At 33.0% G+C, this 21,795-nt stretch carries 15 protein-coding genes and 1 pseudogene; 4 read left to right on the top strand and 12 right to left on the bottom strand.

All coding sequences use genetic code 11. The features are described from left to right. Window positions 1-119: 119 nt before the first annotated feature. The 4 genes and pseudogenes from AOB58_RS11055 to putP form a co-directional block, all read right to left on the bottom strand. A pseudogene (locus AOB58_RS11055) lies at window positions 120-2,035 on the bottom strand (FUSC family protein). Window positions 2,036-2,539: 504 nt separating this feature from the next. After that, window positions 2,540-3,238, bottom strand: coding sequence for an acetolactate decarboxylase (gene budA / locus AOB58_RS11050; protein WP_021338581.1), 699 nt, complete (start codon window positions 3,236-3,238; stop codon window positions 2,540-2,542). Window positions 3,239-3,436: 198 nt separating this feature from the next. After that, entirely contained in the window at window positions 3,437-3,721 is a 285-nt protein-coding gene (locus AOB58_RS11045; protein WP_021338582.1) for a putative quinol monooxygenase, read from the bottom strand. Between the two features lie 302 nt (window positions 3,722-4,023). After that, the gene (gene putP, locus AOB58_RS11040) at window positions 4,024-5,574 is read right to left on the bottom strand and encodes a sodium/proline symporter PutP (RefSeq protein WP_064783438.1); all 1,551 of its coding nucleotides are present in this window, start codon (window positions 5,572-5,574) and stop codon (window positions 4,024-4,026) included. A 517-nt stretch (window positions 5,575-6,091) separates the two neighbouring features. Here putP and AOB58_RS11035 point away from each other — a divergent pair. Further along, window positions 6,092-8,044 carry a fructose-bisphosphatase class III gene (locus tag AOB58_RS11035; protein ID WP_021338584.1) on the top strand — a complete coding sequence of 651 codons (1,953 nt, stop codon included), beginning with the start codon at window positions 6,092-6,094 and terminating at the stop codon, window positions 8,042-8,044. 66 nt (window positions 8,045-8,110) lie between these two features. Here AOB58_RS11035 and AOB58_RS11030 read toward each other — a convergent pair whose 3' ends face one another. Then, window positions 8,111-9,886: a cation:proton antiporter gene (locus tag AOB58_RS11030; protein ID WP_203226410.1), complete on the bottom strand. Its 1,776-nt coding sequence runs from the start codon at window positions 9,884-9,886 to the stop codon at window positions 8,111-8,113. A 348-nt stretch (window positions 9,887-10,234) separates the two neighbouring features. On the opposite strand from AOB58_RS11030, the gene AOB58_RS11025 reads away from it, so the two are divergent. Continuing rightward, window positions 10,235-11,293, top strand: coding sequence for a YkvI family membrane protein (locus tag AOB58_RS11025; RefSeq protein ID WP_021338586.1), 1,059 nt, complete (start codon window positions 10,235-10,237; stop codon window positions 11,291-11,293). 254 nt (window positions 11,294-11,547) lie between these two features. On the opposite strand, the gene mhqD is transcribed toward AOB58_RS11025, so the two are convergent. From mhqD to AOB58_RS11005, 4 genes are all read right to left on the bottom strand, one after another. After that, entirely contained in the window at window positions 11,548-12,141 is a 594-nt protein-coding gene (mhqD, locus tag AOB58_RS11020) for a methylhydroquinone degradation carboxylesterase MhqD (RefSeq protein WP_002506699.1), read from the bottom strand. Window positions 12,142-12,217: 76 nt separating this feature from the next. After that, window positions 12,218-13,117: a VOC family protein gene (locus tag AOB58_RS11015; RefSeq protein WP_064783436.1), complete on the bottom strand. Its 900-nt coding sequence runs from the start codon at window positions 13,115-13,117 to the stop codon at window positions 12,218-12,220. A gap of 52 nt (window positions 13,118-13,169) precedes the next feature. Then, complete coding sequence (gene mhqE, locus AOB58_RS11010) at window positions 13,170-14,126, bottom strand: ring-cleaving dioxygenase MhqE (RefSeq protein ID WP_021338588.1); 957 nt, start codon at window positions 14,124-14,126, stop codon at window positions 13,170-13,172. A 68-nt stretch (window positions 14,127-14,194) separates the two neighbouring features. Beyond that, window positions 14,195-14,629, bottom strand: a complete 435-nt coding sequence (locus tag AOB58_RS11005; RefSeq protein ID WP_064783594.1) for a MarR family winged helix-turn-helix transcriptional regulator — start codon at window positions 14,627-14,629, stop codon at window positions 14,195-14,197. A 273-nt stretch (window positions 14,630-14,902) separates the two neighbouring features. Between AOB58_RS11005 and aldA the strand changes: the two genes are divergently transcribed. Further along, window positions 14,903-16,327, top strand: a complete 1,425-nt coding sequence (gene aldA, locus AOB58_RS11000; protein WP_064783435.1) for an aldehyde dehydrogenase — start codon at window positions 14,903-14,905, stop codon at window positions 16,325-16,327. 93 nt (window positions 16,328-16,420) lie between these two features. On the opposite strand, the gene AOB58_RS10995 is transcribed toward aldA, so the two are convergent. Continuing rightward, entirely contained in the window at window positions 16,421-17,437 is a 1,017-nt protein-coding gene (locus AOB58_RS10995) for a metal ABC transporter solute-binding protein, Zn/Mn family (RefSeq protein WP_064783434.1), read from the bottom strand. Window positions 17,438-17,635: 198 nt separating this feature from the next. On the opposite strand from AOB58_RS10995, the gene AOB58_RS10990 reads away from it, so the two are divergent. Beyond that, window positions 17,636-17,914, top strand: coding sequence for a GNAT family N-acetyltransferase (locus tag AOB58_RS10990; protein WP_002506693.1), 279 nt, complete (start codon window positions 17,636-17,638; stop codon window positions 17,912-17,914). A gap of 201 nt (window positions 17,915-18,115) precedes the next feature. Here AOB58_RS10990 and AOB58_RS10985 read toward each other — a convergent pair whose 3' ends face one another. Both AOB58_RS10985 and AOB58_RS10980 read right to left on the bottom strand, forming a co-directional pair. Then, window positions 18,116-19,879 carry an ABC transporter ATP-binding protein gene (locus AOB58_RS10985; protein WP_064783433.1) on the bottom strand — a complete coding sequence of 588 codons (1,764 nt, stop codon included), beginning with the start codon at window positions 19,877-19,879 and terminating at the stop codon, window positions 18,116-18,118. Then, window positions 19,872-21,653, bottom strand: coding sequence for an ABC transporter ATP-binding protein (locus AOB58_RS10980; RefSeq protein ID WP_064783432.1), 1,782 nt, complete (start codon window positions 21,651-21,653; stop codon window positions 19,872-19,874). Before AOB58_RS10980 ends, AOB58_RS10985 begins: the two co-directional genes overlap by 8 nt. Window positions 21,654-21,795 lie beyond the last annotated feature (142 nt).

The raw sequence follows: 21,795 nt of genomic DNA, 5'->3' as shown, positions 1-21,795 counted from the left end.
ACCTCAGACAAACCTCAGACTTCCTTTCATACTTGAAAACTTGTTTGACACCTTAAAACAAATAAAAAACAAAGCAAGCCAACCAGTGATTTCATTCATCATAAAGGTTGGCTTGCTTTTTAAACTTGTGCTAAATTTACTTTTTGTCTTGCGTTCATACAATTATTTTGAATGCTCATCAATGATGTTTTAATGTGCATATACTGAGGTAGTTCGGGTATTTCTTGAACTTTAATATGCGAACCTCTTTCAAAATGTTTTGCTATATTTTCAAAAATAAGTAAGTATTCACCCATTGTTTCATCATCTATATGATACCTTTCTTCATTACTCAAAGCTCTTGTAAGCATAAAGCTAATTTCTTCTAGAGCATAAATACTCGGATAATAATACTGTATGACCATCTTATTACTAAACAGTTCACCATTTGCGCTGTTATATACTTGCTTCATGTTATTAAGTTTCACGCTTAACTGAAGCATTTCTTGTTTGTCTTGTTCTCGTGATGAATATTTACTACTTGCAAACAAGTAATGGAATAATACTGCCTCGTCTCTTGCTACGTCCGCTAGTGTTGCTGGTAACATGGATGACGCTGTCTTTCTGCCTATTACCAATAAACAAATAACAGCAATTGCGATACCCACAATTACATCAATCACACGTGGTAATGCAATTAAAATTGTTAAGTGATTCGCTGCTATACCATTCAACAAGATCACTTGAATCGTTATAAAAATAACAGCGAATGAATAGTTAGCACCCACAAATACCTCTGTCACACCTGCTGCTGCAGCTAACAAGATAATCGCAATTGGTAACGGTGGCGTCGATAATAAAATTAGAGATAATACAAGCACACCTATAATTGTACCAACGCCCCTAGATCCAGCACGTTCAAAACTATGTAACGTTGTTGAACCTAATAGTACTGTATGTGTACTTAAAGGGATCCAATATGCTTTTTCAAAGCCAAACATAAGTGCAATAAAAATTGAAATAGCCATAATAACTGTATAGCGTAATGTATTTCTAAACACAAAGGAATCCAAAGTTAAATTTGTTAACATACGGTGTCCATAAATAGGAACACGAATATCAATTTCATGTTCTACACGTTCATTACCTGCATTCATGATTGCATCTACTTTGAATATATTATCAACTAGATTTTGATATTGGTCATCAATTTCCACTGCTTTTGTCCATTGTTTTTTAAAATTACCTTCAGAGTATACAAGTTTTATTACAAAATCTGCCATTTCTTTGATTTCTTTAGGTAAAGGACGCATGTTCTTTTCATTCAGCTCTAATAATTCTGAATGAATACCTTGCGCTGTATTATGAAGTAATAGCAAACGCTGAAATTCGGGCGATTCTTTAGATTTCGCAGTACTAGAAGTAATCAGTTGAGTATCTGAATTTCGAAAAGCAGTCACTGCGAATTGTGATGCTTTAGCAAATGCCTTCGGATCATCAAAATTATAAATAAGTTGTTTAATGATATTATAGTCATTTTTGATGGCTTTTGACTCTGCAGATTCTTTAGAAATAACTATAAGTATAGTAACAATTAATGTTGCTAATAATCCCCAACAAACATAGCGAGCCCTCTATATAAAGCTTCTTCTGGAGCTACAGGTAAGTTGAAAGGTAAACTGAAAGCAACAATAAAGAACGTCGATGAAGGTCCAGGTATATTCAATGAACTAAATATATAATACGGAATGACCGTAACAATAAGTAGCAATACACCAAAGATAAGTGGTTGGCTTACTGTGAGCGTACCTAATATCATTGCAATAGATAACCCTATCGATGAGAAAAATACGATACGCAGTTTTGATTTAGATGACCCACCAAATACATATATATGTGCTAAAGTACCAGTAGATATTAATAATCCTGTAGAAAGATGACCCATTAAATAACCAATAATGAGTGGGATAAACATTAATATAGCTTGTCTTAAACCTTTAGCAACATCGATTTTCATGGAATTAAATCGAACAAGTGACTTTAAATATTTAACCAATGTTGGTGTTCATCTCCTTTAATATTTTATTTTTCATTAGTTTAATACGTGTGTGCTCTACAAATTAAAGTCTTTAAAAAGCACAAATAAAAATGGGAGAAGGAGAGAAATCAAAAATGTGAAATTTGATTTCGTATTCCAACCCCCACAAGGCTGACTAAATATCTTAAAAGTTTGATATAAGTACAATTAGATATCAGACAGCTACTGTGTAATCTCAAATTTACATTTACGACATAGTATGTTGTATTTATATCCCAGTCTTATTAGGTCGTAAACACATGTAGTCTATTTATCTCAGCTTACTAACAATTCAATATTTAATACAATATTGTTTATTATCGTAAAAATTACATATGTCCAACTTAAAACATCACTTTACTATTTTAACACTTTTTGAAAAATATTTTGTCGTATTTGATTGGATAATATCATAGACAATTTATTATAAATCATTTCATTGTTAGTATGATGTAAAAAATCTTTTTATATCGCCCAAATGATTTATTCTGCTTCTTTAATATCTTCATGAACGCTTGAATAATCGATATCTGTTTCTAAAAATTCATCATTATTCACAGGAAAGTGTTGTTCAAGTGTTTCTATATTACTAATTTCTACTGAGCCACTATTAAATTCAAAGTCTAAGACATGGCCACCAAACGTTTTATTTTTATCAACAAAATGTAAATGAAATCCTCCTGCAGCTACGCCATGAAATAATTGTGGAGAATAAAATCCTACAATCGTACCATGCACTTGTTCTTGCGTATATTCAGGTTGTTTTTTAGCCGATTCTATTAATTTAGTATAAGGTCTCTCTTGTTTCGGCATCATTCTGACATGAATCATTTCAAATTTACCGGTGATTTTGACAGCTATAAATATATTATTACTCGCTGCTTGACGTTGTATTTCATTTAACAAAGCTTCAGAGTCCGTGATATAGCGAACATCAAATTGCTTATCTACTTTGAAAGGGGTAACTGTAGAAAATGGTGTCATTTCATTACCTTCTAATTGTTTGAACTCACCATATTCATTGGCATGATATGCGTTACCATCTAATATAATAACTTCACCATCAGAACCAGTTAACGTTCCTATACCTAAATCACCATGTTCTAAAATTTCGTTAATCGTAGCAGTGCCTTCTAATAAACCTGCCATCAACGTACCTAAAGTTCCGTGTTGATATAACATTATTTCTTCTCTCCTTACTAAAACGTATTACTTACTTTTTAAAATAGGGGTATTTTTATAATTGCTTCCAACATGAAATTATACACCATTATATTACACTGCAACAGCTTAGTGTCTTAATCGACCATATTAAAAGGCATAAAAAGTCTAAACTCACGAGATTGTGTAAGTTTAGACTCTTATTTTTGAAATGGTATTTTATTTAGTTTGAGAAACCTTAATATCTGGTTTTGCAATCAAATATTGCGTAACTTCTTTGAAGAAGTGTTGAAAGTGTTCTGTGCCATTGTGTACTTCTAAAGCTTCTTCATTTTCATATTGTTCGATAAAAGCAAATGTATTTGGCTCATCCGTTCGTTCAAAATGTGCATAATACAATGCGCCATCTTCTTTGTTAGCTGCTAATACAAGCGGTTCTACTAACGCTAAATACTGATCACGCTTTGACGGATCAATTTTCATTATCGCATTTACAGTAATCATCTTTTTCTCCTCCTAGGAAATCATTATCTTTATAAATTACCGCAAACTAAATATCGCAAACATTGCATGCTTAATATCAATTGTTAAAAAAAGTATCATTCAGTAATAAATCGAAATACTCCAAATTTTGAAACCAAATATATCAAAAAAAGACTAACTCCCCTTTGAAGTTAGTCTTTTATTATATATAATTTCTCCCGTTTTAAACTAAATGAGTGACTTTATAGTTTAATATAAAACTTCATCTAGCTTATTTGTTTAATTTTGACTACATAATTTAAACCCCTTATTTAAATTATGTTTTACTTTTTCTTGCCAACGCTTTTAACAGTTTGACGTACATCTGCTAAATCCCCTTCAACATCGATGTCAGGTTTTTTAGTAAATTTACTTACTACAACCGTTACAATTAAACTTGTTAAGAAGCCTGGTATGATTTCATATAAATTAAAGAAATCATTAATTTCACCAAGTGGTTTAACAAATGCAATCCATATAATTACTACAATTGCCCCTGCTAACATACCACTTACTGCACCAGTACGACTTAAGCCTTTCCAATATAATGACAATAGAACAAGTGGTCCAAATGCTGCACCAAAACCTGCCCATGCATTACCTACAAGACCTAAAATCGTGTCGTTTGGTGTCCAAGCAATCCAAAGCGATATAAGTGCTACAACGATTACTGATAAACGTCCCACCAAAACAAATTCTTTTTGATGTTCTTTGGCTGCTTTCTCACCACGGAATAATTTATAAAAATCTTCTGTTAATGAACTTGATGTCACTAACAATTGTGAAGAAATTGTACTCATAATCGCGGCTAAAATAGCAGCAAGTAAGAACCCACCAACAAGCGGATGGAATAAAATTTGTCCCATTAAAATAAATAGTGTTTCTGGATCTTGTATGTCTGCGCCACCACTATTAATAAATGTGATACCTGTAAGACCAACCCCTACTGCACCTAATAAGCTGACTGCCATCCAACCGATACCAAAACGTCTTGCTGTTGGTATTTGTTTAATTGATTTGATAGACATAAAACGTACAATGATATGCGGCTGACCAAAATAACCTAGGCCCCAAGCAAAGAATGAAATAATACCTATTGCTGTTGTACCTTTAAATAAATCCAAATTCGTAGGTTTTATTTCTGCTGCTTGTGATATTGTATCAAGTCCACTTAACTGCATCATAGCAACAATCGGTACCATAACCATAGCGATAATCATAACGACCCCTTGGAAAAAGTCTGTTAATGATACTGCTAAATAACCACCAAAGAATGTATATACAATAACAATAATTGCTACGATTACCATACCTAAGTGATAATTTACACCAAATGCACTTTCAAATAATACCCCACCTGAAACCATTCCAGAATGAGTATATAACGTAAAGAATACAACAATAATTGCCCCGGCAATTATTTTAATAGAGTTAGATTTATCATCTAGTCTATTTTTAAAGAAATCTGGTAGCGTAATGGCATCCCCAGCTTTCTCTGTATATACACGGAGACGCGGTGCTACAACAATATAGTTTATGTATGCCCCTATAGTTAGACCAATCGCTAACCACGCTGCTGATAGCCCAGTTGTATAAACTTCCCCAGGTAGTCCCATAATCATCCAACCACTCATGTCAGATGCACCTGCGGATAGTGCTGTTACATATGGACCAATATTTCTGCCGCCCAACATATATTCACTGACATTGCCTGTCGATTGTTTAAAGCCATAGTAACCTATGCCTAGTAAAACAATGAAATAAACAATTAGCATAATATAAGTTTGCCAGTTCGGGTCTACTTGACTCTGTAATGATGCTCCCAATGTAAACATTGAACAAACTCCCTTTTATTTTATGATTTTGTCACATGCATTCATTATACAAAAATCAGAGAGATTTTAAACCACTTATCAGAAAGTTTTTTCTTATATTTTTTAATAAAAAGGCTTTATGGCACTTTGAACACTGATATATAAGCGTTTTTAACGCTTAAAATTAAAAGTGTAATAATTCTCTTTTGGTGCTTTTAATCTCTTTTTACAATTCACAAAAATGTATGTTTCCCACAACTTTTATATAAATATCGTTTTTAATGTATTTGAGTAACATGTTATTTTACATTAATTTTTGTAATAATCGAACTTTTTTATTTATAAGCTTATGTATACATTTTCTATCTTTTATACATTATTAAGCCATTTTTTAGAATTTATTTACAGTTAATAATATAATAAGAAATAGACATAATAATCAAAATTAATGCTACAATAAAAACTATATAATGAAAGCGCTTTACATAGCTGTAATACAAAACATTACAAAAACTATACAACTGGAGTGACATAAATCATGTGTAAAACAACGGATAAAAGCGTAAAGGACAGATATTTAGATTTACTTTCAGAACAATTCCACTCAAAAGAAGAATTGGCTACAGAAATCATTAATTTGGAATCTATTTTAGAACTTCCAAAAGGCACAGAACACTTCGTCAGTGATTTACACGGTGAGTTCCATGCTTTCCAACACGTGTTACGTAATGGCTCTGGAAATGTACTGTCAAAAATCAATGACATTTTCCAAGATACTTTAACACGTAAAGAAATTAATGAATTTTCCTCACTCGTATACTACCCAGAAGAAAAAATAAAATTAATAAAAAATAATTTTACTTCTAAAGCTGAATTAGATGAGTGGTATGTAACTACAATTAATCGTTTAATTAAATTGATTACATATGCCTCATCAAAATATACACGAACAAAATTACGTAAATCGCTGCCTAAAAACTATGTCTTTATTATTGAAGAATTACTGTATAAAAGTAATAAATACAATAACAAACATTCCTATTACGAAACATTAATCAATCAAATCATAGAGCTTGAACAATCTGATGATTTAATCATCGGTCTATCATTTACCATCCAACATTTAGTAGTTAATCATTTACATGTTGTGGGTGATATTTATGATCGTGGACCAGAACCAGATAAAATTTTAGAAACACTTATTGATTATCCCTCAGTAGATATTCAATGGGGCAATCATGACGTTTTATGGATTGGAGCATATGCTGGTTCTAAGGTTTGTTTAGCCAATTTACTGCGCATTTGTGCACGTTACAATAATTTAGATATTGTTGAAGATGCCTATGGTATTAATTTACGTCCATTATTAACAATTGCTGAGAAATACTATGATGGTAATAATAAGGCATTTCAACCTAAAAATACTCAGGATTTAACCCAAGCAGAATTAGAACAAATTACGAAAATACATCAAGCTGTCGCAATCTTACAGTTTAAATTAGAAGCGCCTATTATTAAACGTCGTCCAGCATTCGAAATGGAAGAACGTTTAGTGTTAGAAAATATCGACTATGCAAAAAATGAAGCAACATTGTACGGCAAGACTTACACGTTAGAAAACACTTGTTTCCAAACAATTGATCCTGAAGATCCTAATAAATTACTTGAAGAAGAAGAAGAAGTGATGAACAATTTATTATTATCTGTTCAACAATCAGAAAAATTAAAACGTCATATGACTTTCTTAATGCAAAAAGGTAAGCTCTATTTGCCTTATAACGGTAATTTACTTATCCATGGTTGCATTCCTGTAGATGAAAACGGTGAAATGGAATCTATGACGATAGACGGTGAAAAACGCTATGGTCGAAATCTATTAGACTACTTTGAAACTCACGTCAGAAAAGCATTCGATAATAAAGAAATTGAAGATGACTTAGCAACTGATCTCGTGTGGTATTTATGGACTGGTAAATATTCTTCACTATTTGGTAAACGAGCAATGACAACTTTCGAACGTTACTTTATTAGTGATAAATCAGCACATAAAGAAGCTAAAAACCCATATTATTATTTACGTGAAGATGTAGATATGTGTAAAAAAATGCTAAAAGACTTTGGCTTAGATCCTGAACAAGGCCATATTATCAACGGACATACCCCTGTGAAAGAAATTGATGGCGAGAATCCAATTAAAGCAGAAGGTAAAATGATCGTAATCGACGGCGGCTTCTCAAAAGCCTACCAATCAACGACTGGTATCGCAGGCTATACCTTACTTTATAACTCATTCGGTATGCAGCTTGTAGCTCATAAACATTTTAATTCGAAAGAGCATGTTCTGCTTAACGGTGCTGATGAACTTTCGATTCGTCGCGTCGTAGATAAAGAATTACAACGTAAAAAAATACGTGATACGAATTCAGGTCAAACTATCCAAGAAAAAATCGATATCTTAAAAGAATTAATGCATGACCGCTTCGTAAATTAAAACAACTCAATAAATGCATAAAAAATCCATTTGCTAACAATAAATTATTGCGCAAATGGATTTTTTCTATATATTCTGATGTAAATAAGCGTCTTTCAAATAACCAATCATCCCTTTTTCTGATTCTACAGGATTATTATTACCACGCTTGAATGTTACGACTTTACCATCACTAATATGATAAAGTATCATATCATTTTTAGTTAACTCACCTTTACAAGATACTGGTATTTCTATAATATTGTGATCTTTAATAAAACGGTTAAACCAACGTGATGTAAAATTCCAATCAAAAAGGATATGATTTTTGATTGGCCCGTCCACATTACTTCGTGCATGTTCATCACTAAACGACACGGGCATCATATCTACATTTTTCAAACCAAATTCTGGGACTAATTCATTAAATGCTAGACTGTTAAATACAAATGATTGCGTCATGAGTAAACATTTGTTGTAACGCGTCATATCTGCATAAATACGATCATTACTAGACAGTAAATTGCCTTCAAAAATTTCAAAATCTAAATCATGTGAGCGTTGAGACGTATTTTTAAATAAATTAAATGCCATAACTGGAATATTATGTTCTCTCAATTTTGTGCCGAGATGAAAAGCAAATTCACTTTCTCCTACAATGATTACACCTGGTGGTTCTGTACTTGAAAGCCTCATAACTTTACTCAATGGTAAGAAACTAAAACCATAAATTACTACGGTAATAAACACTAATCCAAAAGTAACTGGCGTGATGAATTCAGCCATTGGTGTACCTTTCTCTACAAATAAGCCACCAAAAAACTGAGCAACAGTAAGTACGACAATACCACGCGGCGCCATCATAGATACCATCGCGCGTTCACGTTTTGAAATTTCTGTATTTATCGTAGCCAGTATGATTGAAATCGGTCTAATTAAAATAATCATGATTGCACAGAAAATAAATAATTTCCATGACATGACACTTTTTAACACTTCTAATGTTAAAGAAGATGTAATTAAAATAAATACCGTCGAGATCATGATTGATGACGTGTTCTCAATAAAATGATCAGATTCTTTGAATATTAAATCGTGACGTTTCATACGTGCCATCATTAAACCGAAAATTGTAACTGCAAGTAATCCAGATTCTGGTAAAATTTCATCACAAATAGCAAATATTAATAAAATAAAGACTAATTGAATCGGTGGCATGAGATTTTGAGGGATTAAATCACGTTTAATCAGCCACATAAATAAGTATGATGCACCAAAACCGATGACCACAGCTACTAAGAAGCGTAAGACGAAACTCAATATAATTTGCAATTCAAAGCCCTGCTCAAATATTTGAAACACATAAAAAGCACCGAGCGCTAACATAGGTCCAATAGGATCAAGTATGATACTTTCCCATCTTAATATTGAATCTACACTTTTTCGAACTTTAGCTTGTTTTAATAATGGTTGAATTACGGTAGGCCCCGTTATTAAAAATAAACCGCCTAAGACGAGTGAAATTGCCCATGAGAATCCTAATACATAATGTAAGGCAATTGAACCTAAGATCCAAGCAATCGTAGCTCCTATAGTAATGATACGCATCACTGCCTTAGAAATACCTTTTAATTCACGAAAGTCTAAATTACTACTTCCTTCGAATAAGATAATAGCTACAGCTAATGATACTAGCGGACTGAACACTTCTTGTCCTAAACTTTCTTGAGGGTTAATCAGACCAAATATAGGCCCTACGAGTAACCCTACGATAGCCATGACTACAATCGATGGCCATTTAATTCTGGTAGCAAACCACTGGCTGAAAATGCCGAGCGCTAAAAATATAACGATGAGCAACATTAATGGTAAGTTTAGTAAAGTCACATAACTCCCTCTCTCTATTTTTAATATCAAACAATTTTTGTATACTTTCTTTCAAAAATTCATTAACAGAAAAACATACTATCAAAATTTTAAGTTTAACGCACTAAAATGACCTTCACTATATACCCACACATATTTCACTTTAATCGTAGTGTTATTCCGAAATACCTCATTAAGTACTCTCCTGATATACATATGTCTACACCAAATAAACTTTCGTGTTTATTTCTCTTCCTTTTTAAGGTAGAATTAACTATTGTGATGCTTTTTATATAACATAACTTAATTCGGATAATGAATTGTCATGAAAGGATTCCAAACAATATGAATAAATTAAAAGAAATTATTATTGTTGCTTTTGCATTTGTCGGTGTTGTAGTAGGTGCTGGCTTTGCTACAGGGCAAGAAATTTTCCAATTTTTTACAAGTAACGGTAATTTTAGTGTGTATGGCGTTTTTATTACTGGCTTGATTATTACTGTTGGCGGGGTTTTTGTACTGAACACAGGTTATCGTCTGCGTTCACATAGCCATACAGAACCGATCAAATTTTACTTACCTCGTACTATTGCAACGATATTTGATGTCATATTAACATTATTTTTATTTGCATTAGCAATGATTATGACTGCAGGTGGCGTATCTACAATTAATGAAAGTTTTGATATTCCCTATGGTCTTAGTTCATTTTTATTAATCTTAGTTATTTTATTAACACTATTTTTAAAATTTGATCGCTTAATTACTGTATTAGGCATGGTTACCCCATTCTTAGTCTTAATTGTAACGATTATTGCCATATATTATTTTTCAACTGGCCAATTTAATTTTGAGGCTGCTAACAGCTATGCAAATAGTGAAGGCCGCACAGATAACTGGTGGTGGTTCGATGCCATCAATTACGGAAGTTTACAAATTGCTGCTGCTTTTAGCTTCCTTTCAGTAATGGGAGGTCGTTTAAAATTTGAGAAATCAACTATTTGGGGCGGTATTTTTGGTGGTATTATCATTACCTTCCTATTATTAATGCTCAATCTCGGTATGGTTACAGAATTTGCCCAAATTACAGGCGTTGCACTCCCATCATTATTACTAGCCAATAATATTTCCCCTTTTATTGGTGTATTTATGGCTATCGTTATGATTTTAGTTATTTATAACACAGTCGTAGGATTAATGTATGCGTTCGCTTCACGCTTTACTGAGCCTTATAGTAAATCGTATTACATTTTAATTACCATAATGGCTATTATTACTTTTGCTACAACTTTTATTGGTTTTATCGAATTGATAGGCAAAGTATTCCCTATCATGGGTATTTTCGGTTTCATTCTATTAATTCCAATATTTATTAAAGGTATACTTAAAAACAAACCCGAATAACACATAATTGATTATCTATATTCCGAAAGAAAATCAGTTTTATAGGATACAGACAAAATTGAATATTTTGCCACCGCACTGAGTCACTCTATTTTGAGAGTGACTCTTATTTTTTATCTATTTTAAATCTAGTTATTATGATCTATAAATTAAAAAACAAGACATAAACTGCATGCGCTCTATTACACACATGAAGTTTATGTCTTCTATTTCTTGCTATTGTTTTAATGTTTCACATTTTTCATTATTATATATTATTGATTTAATACTGTTTGACCTGCTTGAATACCTGCTTGCGTCAGTTCGTGACTATTCACCCAAACTTGCGTCACATTTGCTCCACGACTCTCAAAAATATCAATTACGTTCTTACTAGCTTCTACAGTAACGATTGGATCGTTTTCTCCCATAGAAAGTAATACATCTACATCACTTAAATCTTTATTGTTCACTAAATCAACAGGATAAAGTGGTGCATATAACAATGCTTTTTTAAATGTAATATCATCATGTAACATCATGCTAATCGCTATATTTGAGCCATTTGAAAATCCTACCGGTATGGCTTGTGCTAAATCAAAGTTATATTTATCAGCCGCTTCTTTTAAAAATGTAATTAAGCGCTCTGTTCTATATTCTAAATCTTCGATATCGTATTTTCCTTCTCCTAAACGTTTGAAGTAACGGTTCATACCATTTTCAGAAACCTCTCCTCTAACGCTTAATACATTATATTTAGAATTCAATACTTCACCTAATGGTAACAAGTCGTTTTCATCCCCGCCTGTACCATGTAATAAAATAAATGTAGGTGCGTTTGCTTCGCCTTCTTTAAAAATGTGTTCCATATATCGACATCTCCTTTAATTGTGTATTATATTCATTAAACTTGCTACTGTGTAAAATTGCTATTATCATACATCATTATATTTTAATTGGTGGTAAATGGCGTAAAAGTTCTTCTCTTTTTTCTTCATATTGAGGTGGTAACATCAAATGTGTACCAAGTTCCTCAAACCGTTCATCAACGGTAAACCCTGGCCCCTCTGTCGCAAATTCAAAAATAATACCACCATGTTCTTTCATGTAAACTGCATTAAAATAATTACGGTCTTTAACATCTGTTACGTGGTAACCTTTTCCTGTCATTTTTACTTGCCAACCACGATGGTCTTTATCTGTAGGTACAGACCAAGCAATGTGATGTACAACGCTAACACCCCAACGTACATGTTCTTCCGGTGCGACTTTCTGAACCATGACGTGATGTTGCCAATCACCAGCTGTTTCAATATGGATATAATCATCGTTTTCACTTACTTGCGACAATGCCATATCATTTGTTAAGGTACGTGCAGTCGCTATTGGATCCATCGACAACATCGTTACACCATGAAAACCAATAATGTCTTTGTCATTATCTGCATTTTTTTCTCCTTCAACAAGTGCCAATGGCAAACCATGTATATCATCAAACTCTAAAGTTTCTTTATCGAATAACTGTGTTCTTTCTACATTTATATCATTTTCTAGTAAATGTTGTTCCCAAGCTGCAATAGCATCTTTTGGAATTCTAAACGCAATTCTTTCAACTTGGCCTGCACCAATACGACCTTTATGCGCATTTGGCCAATTGAAAAACGTTAATATCGTTCCATTATCGACGTTGCCATTCGAGAAATATAAATGATACGTAGACGGGTCATCGAAATTCACTGTTTTTTTAATTAATTTTAAATTTAATATATCTCTATAAAACTGAATGTTTTCTTCTGGATTACCTACAATTGCTGAAATATGATGAATGTGTTGAATTGCTTCCATAATTGTTCCCCCCTAATTATTTACCTTTGCACTTTTTTTAAACGCGAGTACTTTATCGTTTTGTGTTAAATGGTTTGACTTCTGATTCAATATATTCACGTTGTTCTTCTAAAAATGGTGGCAGTGCTAGACTTTCTCCAAGTGTTTCATATGGTTCGTCACCCATAAAACCTGGGCCATCTGTAGATACTTCAATTAATATATGACCAATACGTGCATATAAAGCTTCAAAATAAAATCTATCTACTAAGCCAGAATTACCTATACCTAATTCTTTATATTTTTCCATCCATTGCTCAATTGCTTCATGATCTTTTAATCTAAATGACACATGATGTACTTCACCGTAGCCTTGACGCGATGCTGGTCCTTCAGCATCTTTTCTTAAAATTACTTGACCGCCATTGCCACCTTCGCCGACCTCTAATAAAGCAACATTTTCTTCTTCATGTTTCACTTTCATACCAAAGACTTGTTCTAATATTTTGATAAAATCTTCAAAATAGCTAACTGTAATTTCAATTGGCCCCAATCCATAAATAGCTTTGTCTGTTGGTACAGGACCATTTTTCCATGGTGTACCCGGTGCAACACCTGTATTATGTTCATCTGATACAAGTTGGTATCTTTGACCATCCACTTCTTCAAATGGTAAAACTTTTGTGCCAAATAACGTTTGTATGCCATCATGTTTTATTTCAAAGTCATTAAAACGTTGTTCATAATATTCAAGCGCTGCATCATTTGGAACTCTAAACGATGAACGTGAAATTGAATTTGTTCCTCCAGTACCTTTTGGCACATTAGGAAAATCGAAAAATGTCATATCTGTTCCTGGTGAACCTACATCATCTGCAAAAAATGTGTGATACGTATATATGTCATCTTGGTTTACTGTTTTTTTAACAAGTCTCATACCTAATACTTCTGTGAAAAATTTATAGTTTCTTTCTGCATCGTCAGTGATCGCAGTTACGTGGTGGATACCTAATAATTGATTGTTTGTCATAATAAAACTCCTTATTTTATAATTTATCTCGATTTCGAAGTAATTTTCACTAAATTTTAAAAGTGCTACTACACTTCTGTGGATTGAGCACTTATTTTTTTCAAAGCTTGTTTTAATGTGGTCATTTCTTCATCGGTAAGTACCGAGAATGTTGATGTTAACGTTGCTGCATGTTCTGGAAATATATCATCCATCAATGCATGTCCTTGATCGGTAATCGAAGCATTGGTAACACGTTTATCTTGTTCATTACGTATTCTGATTACAAAACCTTTTTCTTCTAATTTATCTACAACATATGTGATGCTACTGCTAGCAATTAATACTCTCTGTCCAATACGTTGTATCGGTTGATCACCTTTGTTATACAATAATTCCATTACTTCAAATTCTGTAAGATTTAAGCCATAACGTTGAACGTCTGCCCTAACAATTTGTTCCAAATAGTCTACCGTTCGGTTTAATCCTATGAATGTATTTAATGATTCTTTTGTACGGTCCATTACGTCACCAACTTTCAATTTGTTTCGAATTCGAGATAAATATAACACCTCTCAATAACATAGTCAACATATAAGTATAAAAAATATACCAAAATAAATAAAACATCTATTTTATGGTCTTAGTTGAGACTAAAAGTCATTTTCATCGCTTATTTTTACTTCAAATTTAAATTAAAATATCCAATTAATTATTATACAAAATAATATTTTTTCTCTCATTCTCGTTTTCAAAAAATATTAAGTGGTAGAAGAAAGTATATGGAGGTGTCATAATTGAACAAATTATTTATTAATAATGAATTTATCGAAAGTAAATCAACTGACACAGCAGACGTAATCAACCCTGCTACGGAAGAAATAATAGATACAATTTCATTCGCAACAGAATCCGAAGTTAATGATGCAGTAGAAAAATCAAAACACGCCCAGTTAGAATGGGAAAAAGTACCTGAACCTACGCGTGCTGATCATGTAAAATTATTAATTCCATTATTAGAACAGAATAAAGATACATTGGCAGAACTATACGTTAAAGAACAAGGTAAAACACTTGCTTCAGCTAAGGGTGAAATTGATAAAGCGATTCAGTTCATCGATTATATGACTAGTTTAAGCATGAGTAACAAAGGTGAAGTTTTACAAAATAGTCGTGAAAACGAAACTATTTTACTTACGAAAAAACCTGTTGGTGTTACTGCTGGCATTGTTCCTTGGAACGCGCCAATTATGGTATTAATGAGAAAAGTCATACCAGCTATCGTTACTGGCTGTTCGGTAGTGATTAAGCCAAGTGAAGCAACTTCTTTAATTACACTTAAACTTGCAGAACTTATTCGTGAATCTACAATACCTGCTGGTCTTGTACAAATTCTACCAGGTAAAGGCGAAACAGTTGGCACTCAATTGGCACAACATCCGGACATTCAATTAATCTCTCTTACTGGTAGTATGCGTGCAGGTAAATCTGTATACGCTGAAAGTGCTAGTACAGTTAAAAAGGTTAATTTAGAGCTTGGTGGTAATGCACCTGCGCTCGTCACTTCAAACGCTAATTTAGATAAAGCTGTTGACTATATCGTTACAGCAAGAGTAAACAATGCTGGTCAAGTGTGTACATGTCCAGAACGTATTTTTGTACACGAAGCGATTCACGATACATTTATCAATAAATTAAAAGGTAAGATGGAACAACTTAAAGTTGGTGATCCATTCAATAAAGACACGGACTATGGTGCTATTATTAATCAACAACAGCTTGATAGCATTGATGACAAAGTACAAGATGCTGTGAAAAATGGTGCTGACTTAATTACAGGCGGACATAAAGTTGATGTCGCCGGCTATTTTTATGAACCAACTATTTTAGATAAAGTTAATCCTCAAGATAGTGCATTTAAAGAAGAAATTTTTGGTCCTGTCATACCGATTGTGACATATAATGAATTTGAAGATGCTATTGAACAAGCAAACGATACTAATGCCGGATTATCGTCATTTATCTTTTCTGAAGATTTAAAAGAAATAATGACTGCTACAGAGCGACTTAAATTTGGCGAAGTTTATGCTAACTGTGAAGCTGAAGAAGTTGTAAATGGTTTCCATGCCGGTTGGAGAGAATCTGGTATAGGTGGCGCTGATGGCATTCATGGACTTGATGAATATTATAATACCACTGTATCTTATATAAGATACGACTAGACACATCAGTCACAGACTTGAATAATAACAGTAAAAAGCCACGAAGAAATGTGCTAAAACAGCATTCTTTCGTGGCTTTTTGACTTTGGCTTTTTAATCGTTCAAAGCTTTATCCAATGATTTTATGTTTTCTTTCATCAATGATTGATATGATATGTTTTCTTTATCCGCTTCGGATTTGGACAAGGTTGCCATATTATGGAAACCTAATGGTGTCGTATCAGATTCTTTCTGAATGACATCCGTTACTTTAGAAGAAATATTTTGTTCATATAAAACGTAAGGTTGTCCTGTTGCTTTAATGTTTTTAACAATATCCATCAAATCTCTTTGACTTGGTTCTTCATTATTCATACCGCTAACACCCACTTGTTCAAAACCATATCTGTTAGCTAAATAACCGATAGAATCATGCGAAATAACTACTTTATCACGTTTCGTATCTTTAGTAATTGCTTTCATTTGCTCATCAATATCTTCAATATCTTTAACTAATTTTTGATAATTTTTGTCATAATAATCTTGGTGTTTAGGATCTTTTTTCGTTAAATCATCTCTGATTTCTTTCGCAAATATTTTGTTCATTTCTGGATCAAGCCACACATGAGGGTCATTCTTGCCATGTTCATGGCTATGCTCTGCTTCTTCGTGTTCTTGCGCTGTTTCTTCATGTTCATGGCTATGCTCTGCTTCCTCGTGTTCGTGCGCTGTTTCCTCATGTTTATGATTAGCTTTAAAATCGTCTTCACTCAAATTTTTTGCTAAGGGCAATTTTAAATTATCATTATTGATAGAACGTGTAATTGTTTTTGCGACTGGATCCATAGCTTCACTGGAATAAACAAATAAATCACCTTTGGCAATATTAATCATTTCTTTTTGCGTAGGCTCAAATGAGTGCATATCAGCACCGGGCGGGTAAATAGATTCTGCTTCAACATATTTACCACCGATTTGTTCGGTAAAACTTTTGAATGCAAATGCAGTCGTATATATTTTAAGTTTATTTTTAGAACTGACGTCTTGTTTTTCTTCTTTATTAATATCCCCGCATGCACTGAGTAACACAGCGCATACACATGTCAGTATCAACAGTATACTTTTTTTCAAAAAATTGCCCCTCCAAATCGAAATTGTTCCGTTAAAACTATAAACTTATTTCACATATTTTTCAATGGTTTTCGCTTAATCATTATATATTTCCTTACTTAACTTTATCACTTCTATGTTAATTCATACTGTAAATTGTTTAACATTTGGCAAAACGTGATATTTAGTAAGTAATACATTTATAATAGGAGTGATAAAATGGCTGATATTAAACAAGGTACGAATAAATTTTACATTGGTGATGATGAAAATAACCCACAAGCGCAAATTACTTTTAAACAACAAGGTGATAATCAAATTGATATCGATCACACTGGTGTTCCAGAAGAATTTGGTGGACAAGGTATTGGTTCAAAATTAGTTAAATCTGTTGTAGATTATGCACGTGAGAATAATTTAAAAGTAACTGCATCTTGTCCTTTTGCTGAAGCAGTAATTGAAAAGAATTCAGATTATCAAGATGTTTACGTAGGTTAAGCTTTAAAATTTTAAATTAGATATTTCACAATAGCTAGCTGAAATTTAACTTAATTTGTTTCAAGTTCTTAAAGAACTACTTCCTCATTTATGGAGATGACTAGTTCTTACGCAAGAGCTTTAGTTCTTGTATTCTTTTTTCAGTCATCCTTGTAGGGCGGGCGTATGAAATCAAATTTGATTTCATACGCCCGCCCTCTTTTATCCATTTTGTAGTAAATACATATTATGATATATACCATGTTGCGCAATCAATTGATTATGGGTCCCTCTTTCTACTATTTCCCCACGATTTAATACAAGGATTTGATCCGCATCTTGTATTGTGGATAATCTATGTGCAATTGCTAAAGTTGTGCGACCTTTTCGCATTTCATTTAATGATTTTTGTATTTGCTCTTCTGTTGCTGAATCTATATTTGCAGTTGCTTCATCTAAAATTAATACTTTGGGATTCGTAGCAATTGTTCTCGCGAATGCAATTAATTGTCTTTCACCGCTTGAAAAAGCACTCCCTTTTTCTATTACTTTATGATTATATTGCTCAGGCAATTTCTCAATAAAATGATTAGCATGTACAAATGCTGCTGCAGCCTTCACTTGTTCAAACGTCATCGTAGGATGATATAACTTAATATTAGAGGCGATTGTACCGTAAAATATAAATGCATCTTGTAAAACTAAACCTATTTTCTCTTTTAATTCAGCTTTAGGTATAGTCTTAAGTGAATTGCCATCGACTTCAATGTCACCTCGGTTAAATTCATAAAAACGCATAAACAAGTTAACGATGGAACTCTTTCCAGAACCCGTATGGCCAACCAATGCTACCATCTCACCAGGATTGGCAGTAAAAGTGATATCTTTCAGTACATCTGTTTCACCATCATAACTAAAACTGACATGTTTAAATGCAATTTTCCCATCCTCAATTTTGTGTGTATTGGTTTCATGCTGTTGTGGTTCATAAGTGTCATCATCAATAAGTGCAAATACTCTGCTAGCTGATACAAGTGCTTGTTGTAAGATATTTAAATTCTGACTCACTTGATTAATAGGTTCAAAGAAACGTTCCATATATTGTACAAACGCAAATACAACACCCGCCGTGATGCCAGTAGTAAAACTAATAACACCAAAATAACCAAGAATCATGACCACTGCAAAAACAGATATAGAACTGATAGCAGGACGTAATAATAAACTATCAAGTTTTACTGTTTTCAGCATATAGTCATAATGTTCATCATTAATCTTGTTAAATTCTTTATTTAATCGTTGCTCTTGATTAAACGCTTGAATAATTCTCATACCTTCAATTGATTCTGCTAATTTAGAATTCAAATCAGATAATCTTTGTCTCGTTTTAGTAAAAAGAAAGGCAGAATATTTTCTATACGTCGCTAATATTATAAAAATAATAGGTAAAAACACAAGTGCAATTAATGCTAATTTTACGTCCAAAATAAACATCATAATGTAACTTGCAATCATCATAAAAAATGCCATGATAAAAGTTGAAAACACACCAATGATCATATCCACGATTGTTTCTGTATCATTCGTCAATCTTGATACAATACTGCCTCCAGGAACTTTATCGAAATACTTCATTCCTAATTTACCTAATTTATTAAAAGCGTCAATACGTAATTGTTGAATTACCTTAAAAGCTAAATATTGGAACATATACTGACTAAAATAAAGGGTGATAGCACCTATAATTTGTATACCTAAAAATATAACAATCAACCAAATCATCGTATCTTTTGGAAAATGGCGTGGCGTTAAATAATCATCAATAAATATCTTGACCATATACGGTGTCATCATACTTGCCACAGTGGATAAAATAAGCATGATAAAGGCTAATGTAATCGTACCTTTATAGGGTGACGTATATTTAAACAACCGAATTAATGCACTTCCTTGGTCCTTTGCAGTTAAGTTAGTACGTTCAGTCATTTTCATCGCCCCCTTTCGTAAGATGATCTAAGTTACGTGATAACTTATCTTGTAAAGCTTGGGCTTGATACGTTTCATAATACCAACCTTTTTTCTCTATGAGTGAGTTATGAGTACCACTTTCAACGATTGTCCCTTCATCCAATACAATGATGAAGTCTGCATGTTTTACAGCGCTCATGCGATGTGCAGTAATGATATTGGTTTTACCATTTCTCACACTTTCTAAATTAGCTAAAATAGCTTCTTCCGTTTGCGCATCCACAGCTGACAATGAATCATCCAAGATAAGAACTTCTGGGTCTACCAACAATGCTCGTGCGATTGACACACGTTGCTTTTGACCACCAGATAAAGAAACACCCCGTTCACCAACTACAGTATGATAACTATTGGGGAAAGCCATAATATCGTCATGAATATGACTTAAGCGACTCGCTTCATAAATACTGTCATCATCAATCTCCTCATTACTAAATGCAATATTATTACGTATCGTTGTGGAGAATAAAAAATGTTCTTGTGGCACATAGCCAAATTGAGCTCTTAAATGCTTCACATTATAATCACGTATTGGATGGCCACCGTAAGTGATATCTTGCGGTCTTTTAGTATCAAATTCTCTCAATAGCAAACGTATTAATGCACTTTTCCCAGAACCTGTACGTCCTACAATTCCAAGTGTCGATCCTTGCTTAACTGAAAAATGCATATCATATAGTCCTTGTTCATCATTACCCGTGAAATTAAACTGTTCTATATTAAATATAATGTTACCCGTTGGAGGACCATCGATTTTATAAGTGGTTTCTATATCGTTCGGTAAGTTTTCAATTTCATCAATACGCTCATAAGACGCTTTGGCTCTCTGCACAATATTAAAAAATAAACCTAGCGCTAATAATGGCCATACGAGCATGCCTAAATATGTAGTAAAAGTAATAAGTTGTCCTAGCGTAATCTCATTTTGAAATACCATTTGTGCACCAAATGCAATCGCTAAAAAATAGCTAGTACCAATTACCAAAGTTATCGTAGGATCAAATAAAGCATCTATTTTCGATACTTTTAAATTTTTAGCTACAACATCATCACTGAGTGCTTTAAAATCTGCTTGGTCACTTGATTCATAACCAAATGTTTTAGTCACTTTAATACCTGCAACACTTTCCTGCGTTTTATCATTCAATTTACTAAACGCAGCTTGTGCTTTTTTAAATCCTTTGCTTAAAAGTGATCCATAGTAACTCGTTAATAACACCATAAAAGGTAAGGGAATAAGCGCAATTAATGTTAGTTTCCAACTTACCGTCGTAGCCATAGTAATTACAACGGTACCTCCACTAATTAACGAATCAGCAATCATTAGAATACCCGCACCTGCAGCATTTTGTACTGCTCTTATATCGTTAGTTGCATGCGCCATTAAATCGCCTGTACGTCTGTTTTGGAAAAATATCGCGCTCATAGCCGTGTATTTTTCATACAAATAGGTTCTCAAAGTCTGCCCTAGCTTTTGACTCGTTCCAAAAATGGATAATCTCCATACATATCTTAAAACATACGTTAATATCGCTACAATAGTTAGGATAATAAGGTAGATTGTTAATAATTTGGGTGTTAGCTTATTTGTCGTCATTTGGTCTATTGTCTTACCTATGATTTGAGGTGGTACGATTTCAATTAATGCGATTAATAGCAACGTAAATAAACCAACAATATAACTCTTTTTTTGTTGTTTAAAAAACCATCCTAATTTCCAAAATACTTTCAAATCCTCACCTCCAAAATCATGTTAATTACACTTTCTCTATAGTTTACCACAAGTTTACATAGGTAAATATATCAATATTTTTACACTACAAGTCACTAAAAGACATATAAAAATACCGGCAATGAAAATCACTGCCGGCATA

Source organism: Staphylococcus sp. AntiMn-1 (assembly GCF_001663395.1).
Classification (GTDB): domain Bacteria; phylum Bacillota; class Bacilli; order Staphylococcales; family Staphylococcaceae; genus Staphylococcus; species Staphylococcus equorum.
The sequence above is the reverse complement of the archived record's forward strand: the minus strand, read 5'-3'. Positions and strand labels throughout refer to the sequence as shown.

Coding starts and splice junctions, on each gene's coding strand:
- AOB58_RS11035 (WP_021338584.1), top strand. CDS start 6,092: ATGTGTAAAACAACGGATAAAAGCGTAAAGGACAGATATTTAGATTTA.
- AOB58_RS11015 (WP_064783436.1), bottom strand. CDS start 13,117: ATGGAAGCAATTCAACACATTCATCATATTTCAGCAATTGTAGGTAAT.
- AOB58_RS10985 (WP_064783433.1), bottom strand. CDS start 19,879: ATGACTGAACGTACTAACTTAACTGCAAAGGACCAAGGAAGTGCATTA.
- AOB58_RS10990 (WP_002506693.1), top strand. CDS start 17,636: ATGGCTGATATTAAACAAGGTACGAATAAATTTTACATTGGTGATGAT.
- mhqE (WP_021338588.1), bottom strand. CDS start 14,126: ATGACAAACAATCAATTATTAGGTATCCACCACGTAACTGCGATCACT.
- AOB58_RS11030 (WP_203226410.1), bottom strand. CDS start 9,886: ATGTTGCTCATCGTTATATTTTTAGCGCTCGGCATTTTCAGCCAGTGG.
- putP (WP_064783438.1), bottom strand. CDS start 5,574: ATGTTTACATTGGGAGCATCATTACAGAGTCAAGTAGACCCGAACTGG.
- budA (WP_021338581.1), bottom strand. CDS start 3,238: ATGTTATATCAACACGGAACTTTAGGTACGTTGATGGCAGGTTTATTA.
- AOB58_RS11045 (WP_021338582.1), bottom strand. CDS start 3,721: ATGATTACTGTAAATGCGATAATGAAAATTGATCCGTCAAAGCGTGAT.
- AOB58_RS11005 (WP_064783594.1), bottom strand. CDS start 14,629: ATGGACCGTACAAAAGAATCATTAAATACATTCATAGGATTAAACCGA.
- AOB58_RS11025 (WP_021338586.1), top strand. CDS start 10,235: ATGAATAAATTAAAAGAAATTATTATTGTTGCTTTTGCATTTGTCGGT.
- mhqD (WP_002506699.1), bottom strand. CDS start 12,141: ATGGAACACATTTTTAAAGAAGGCGAAGCAAACGCACCTACATTTATT.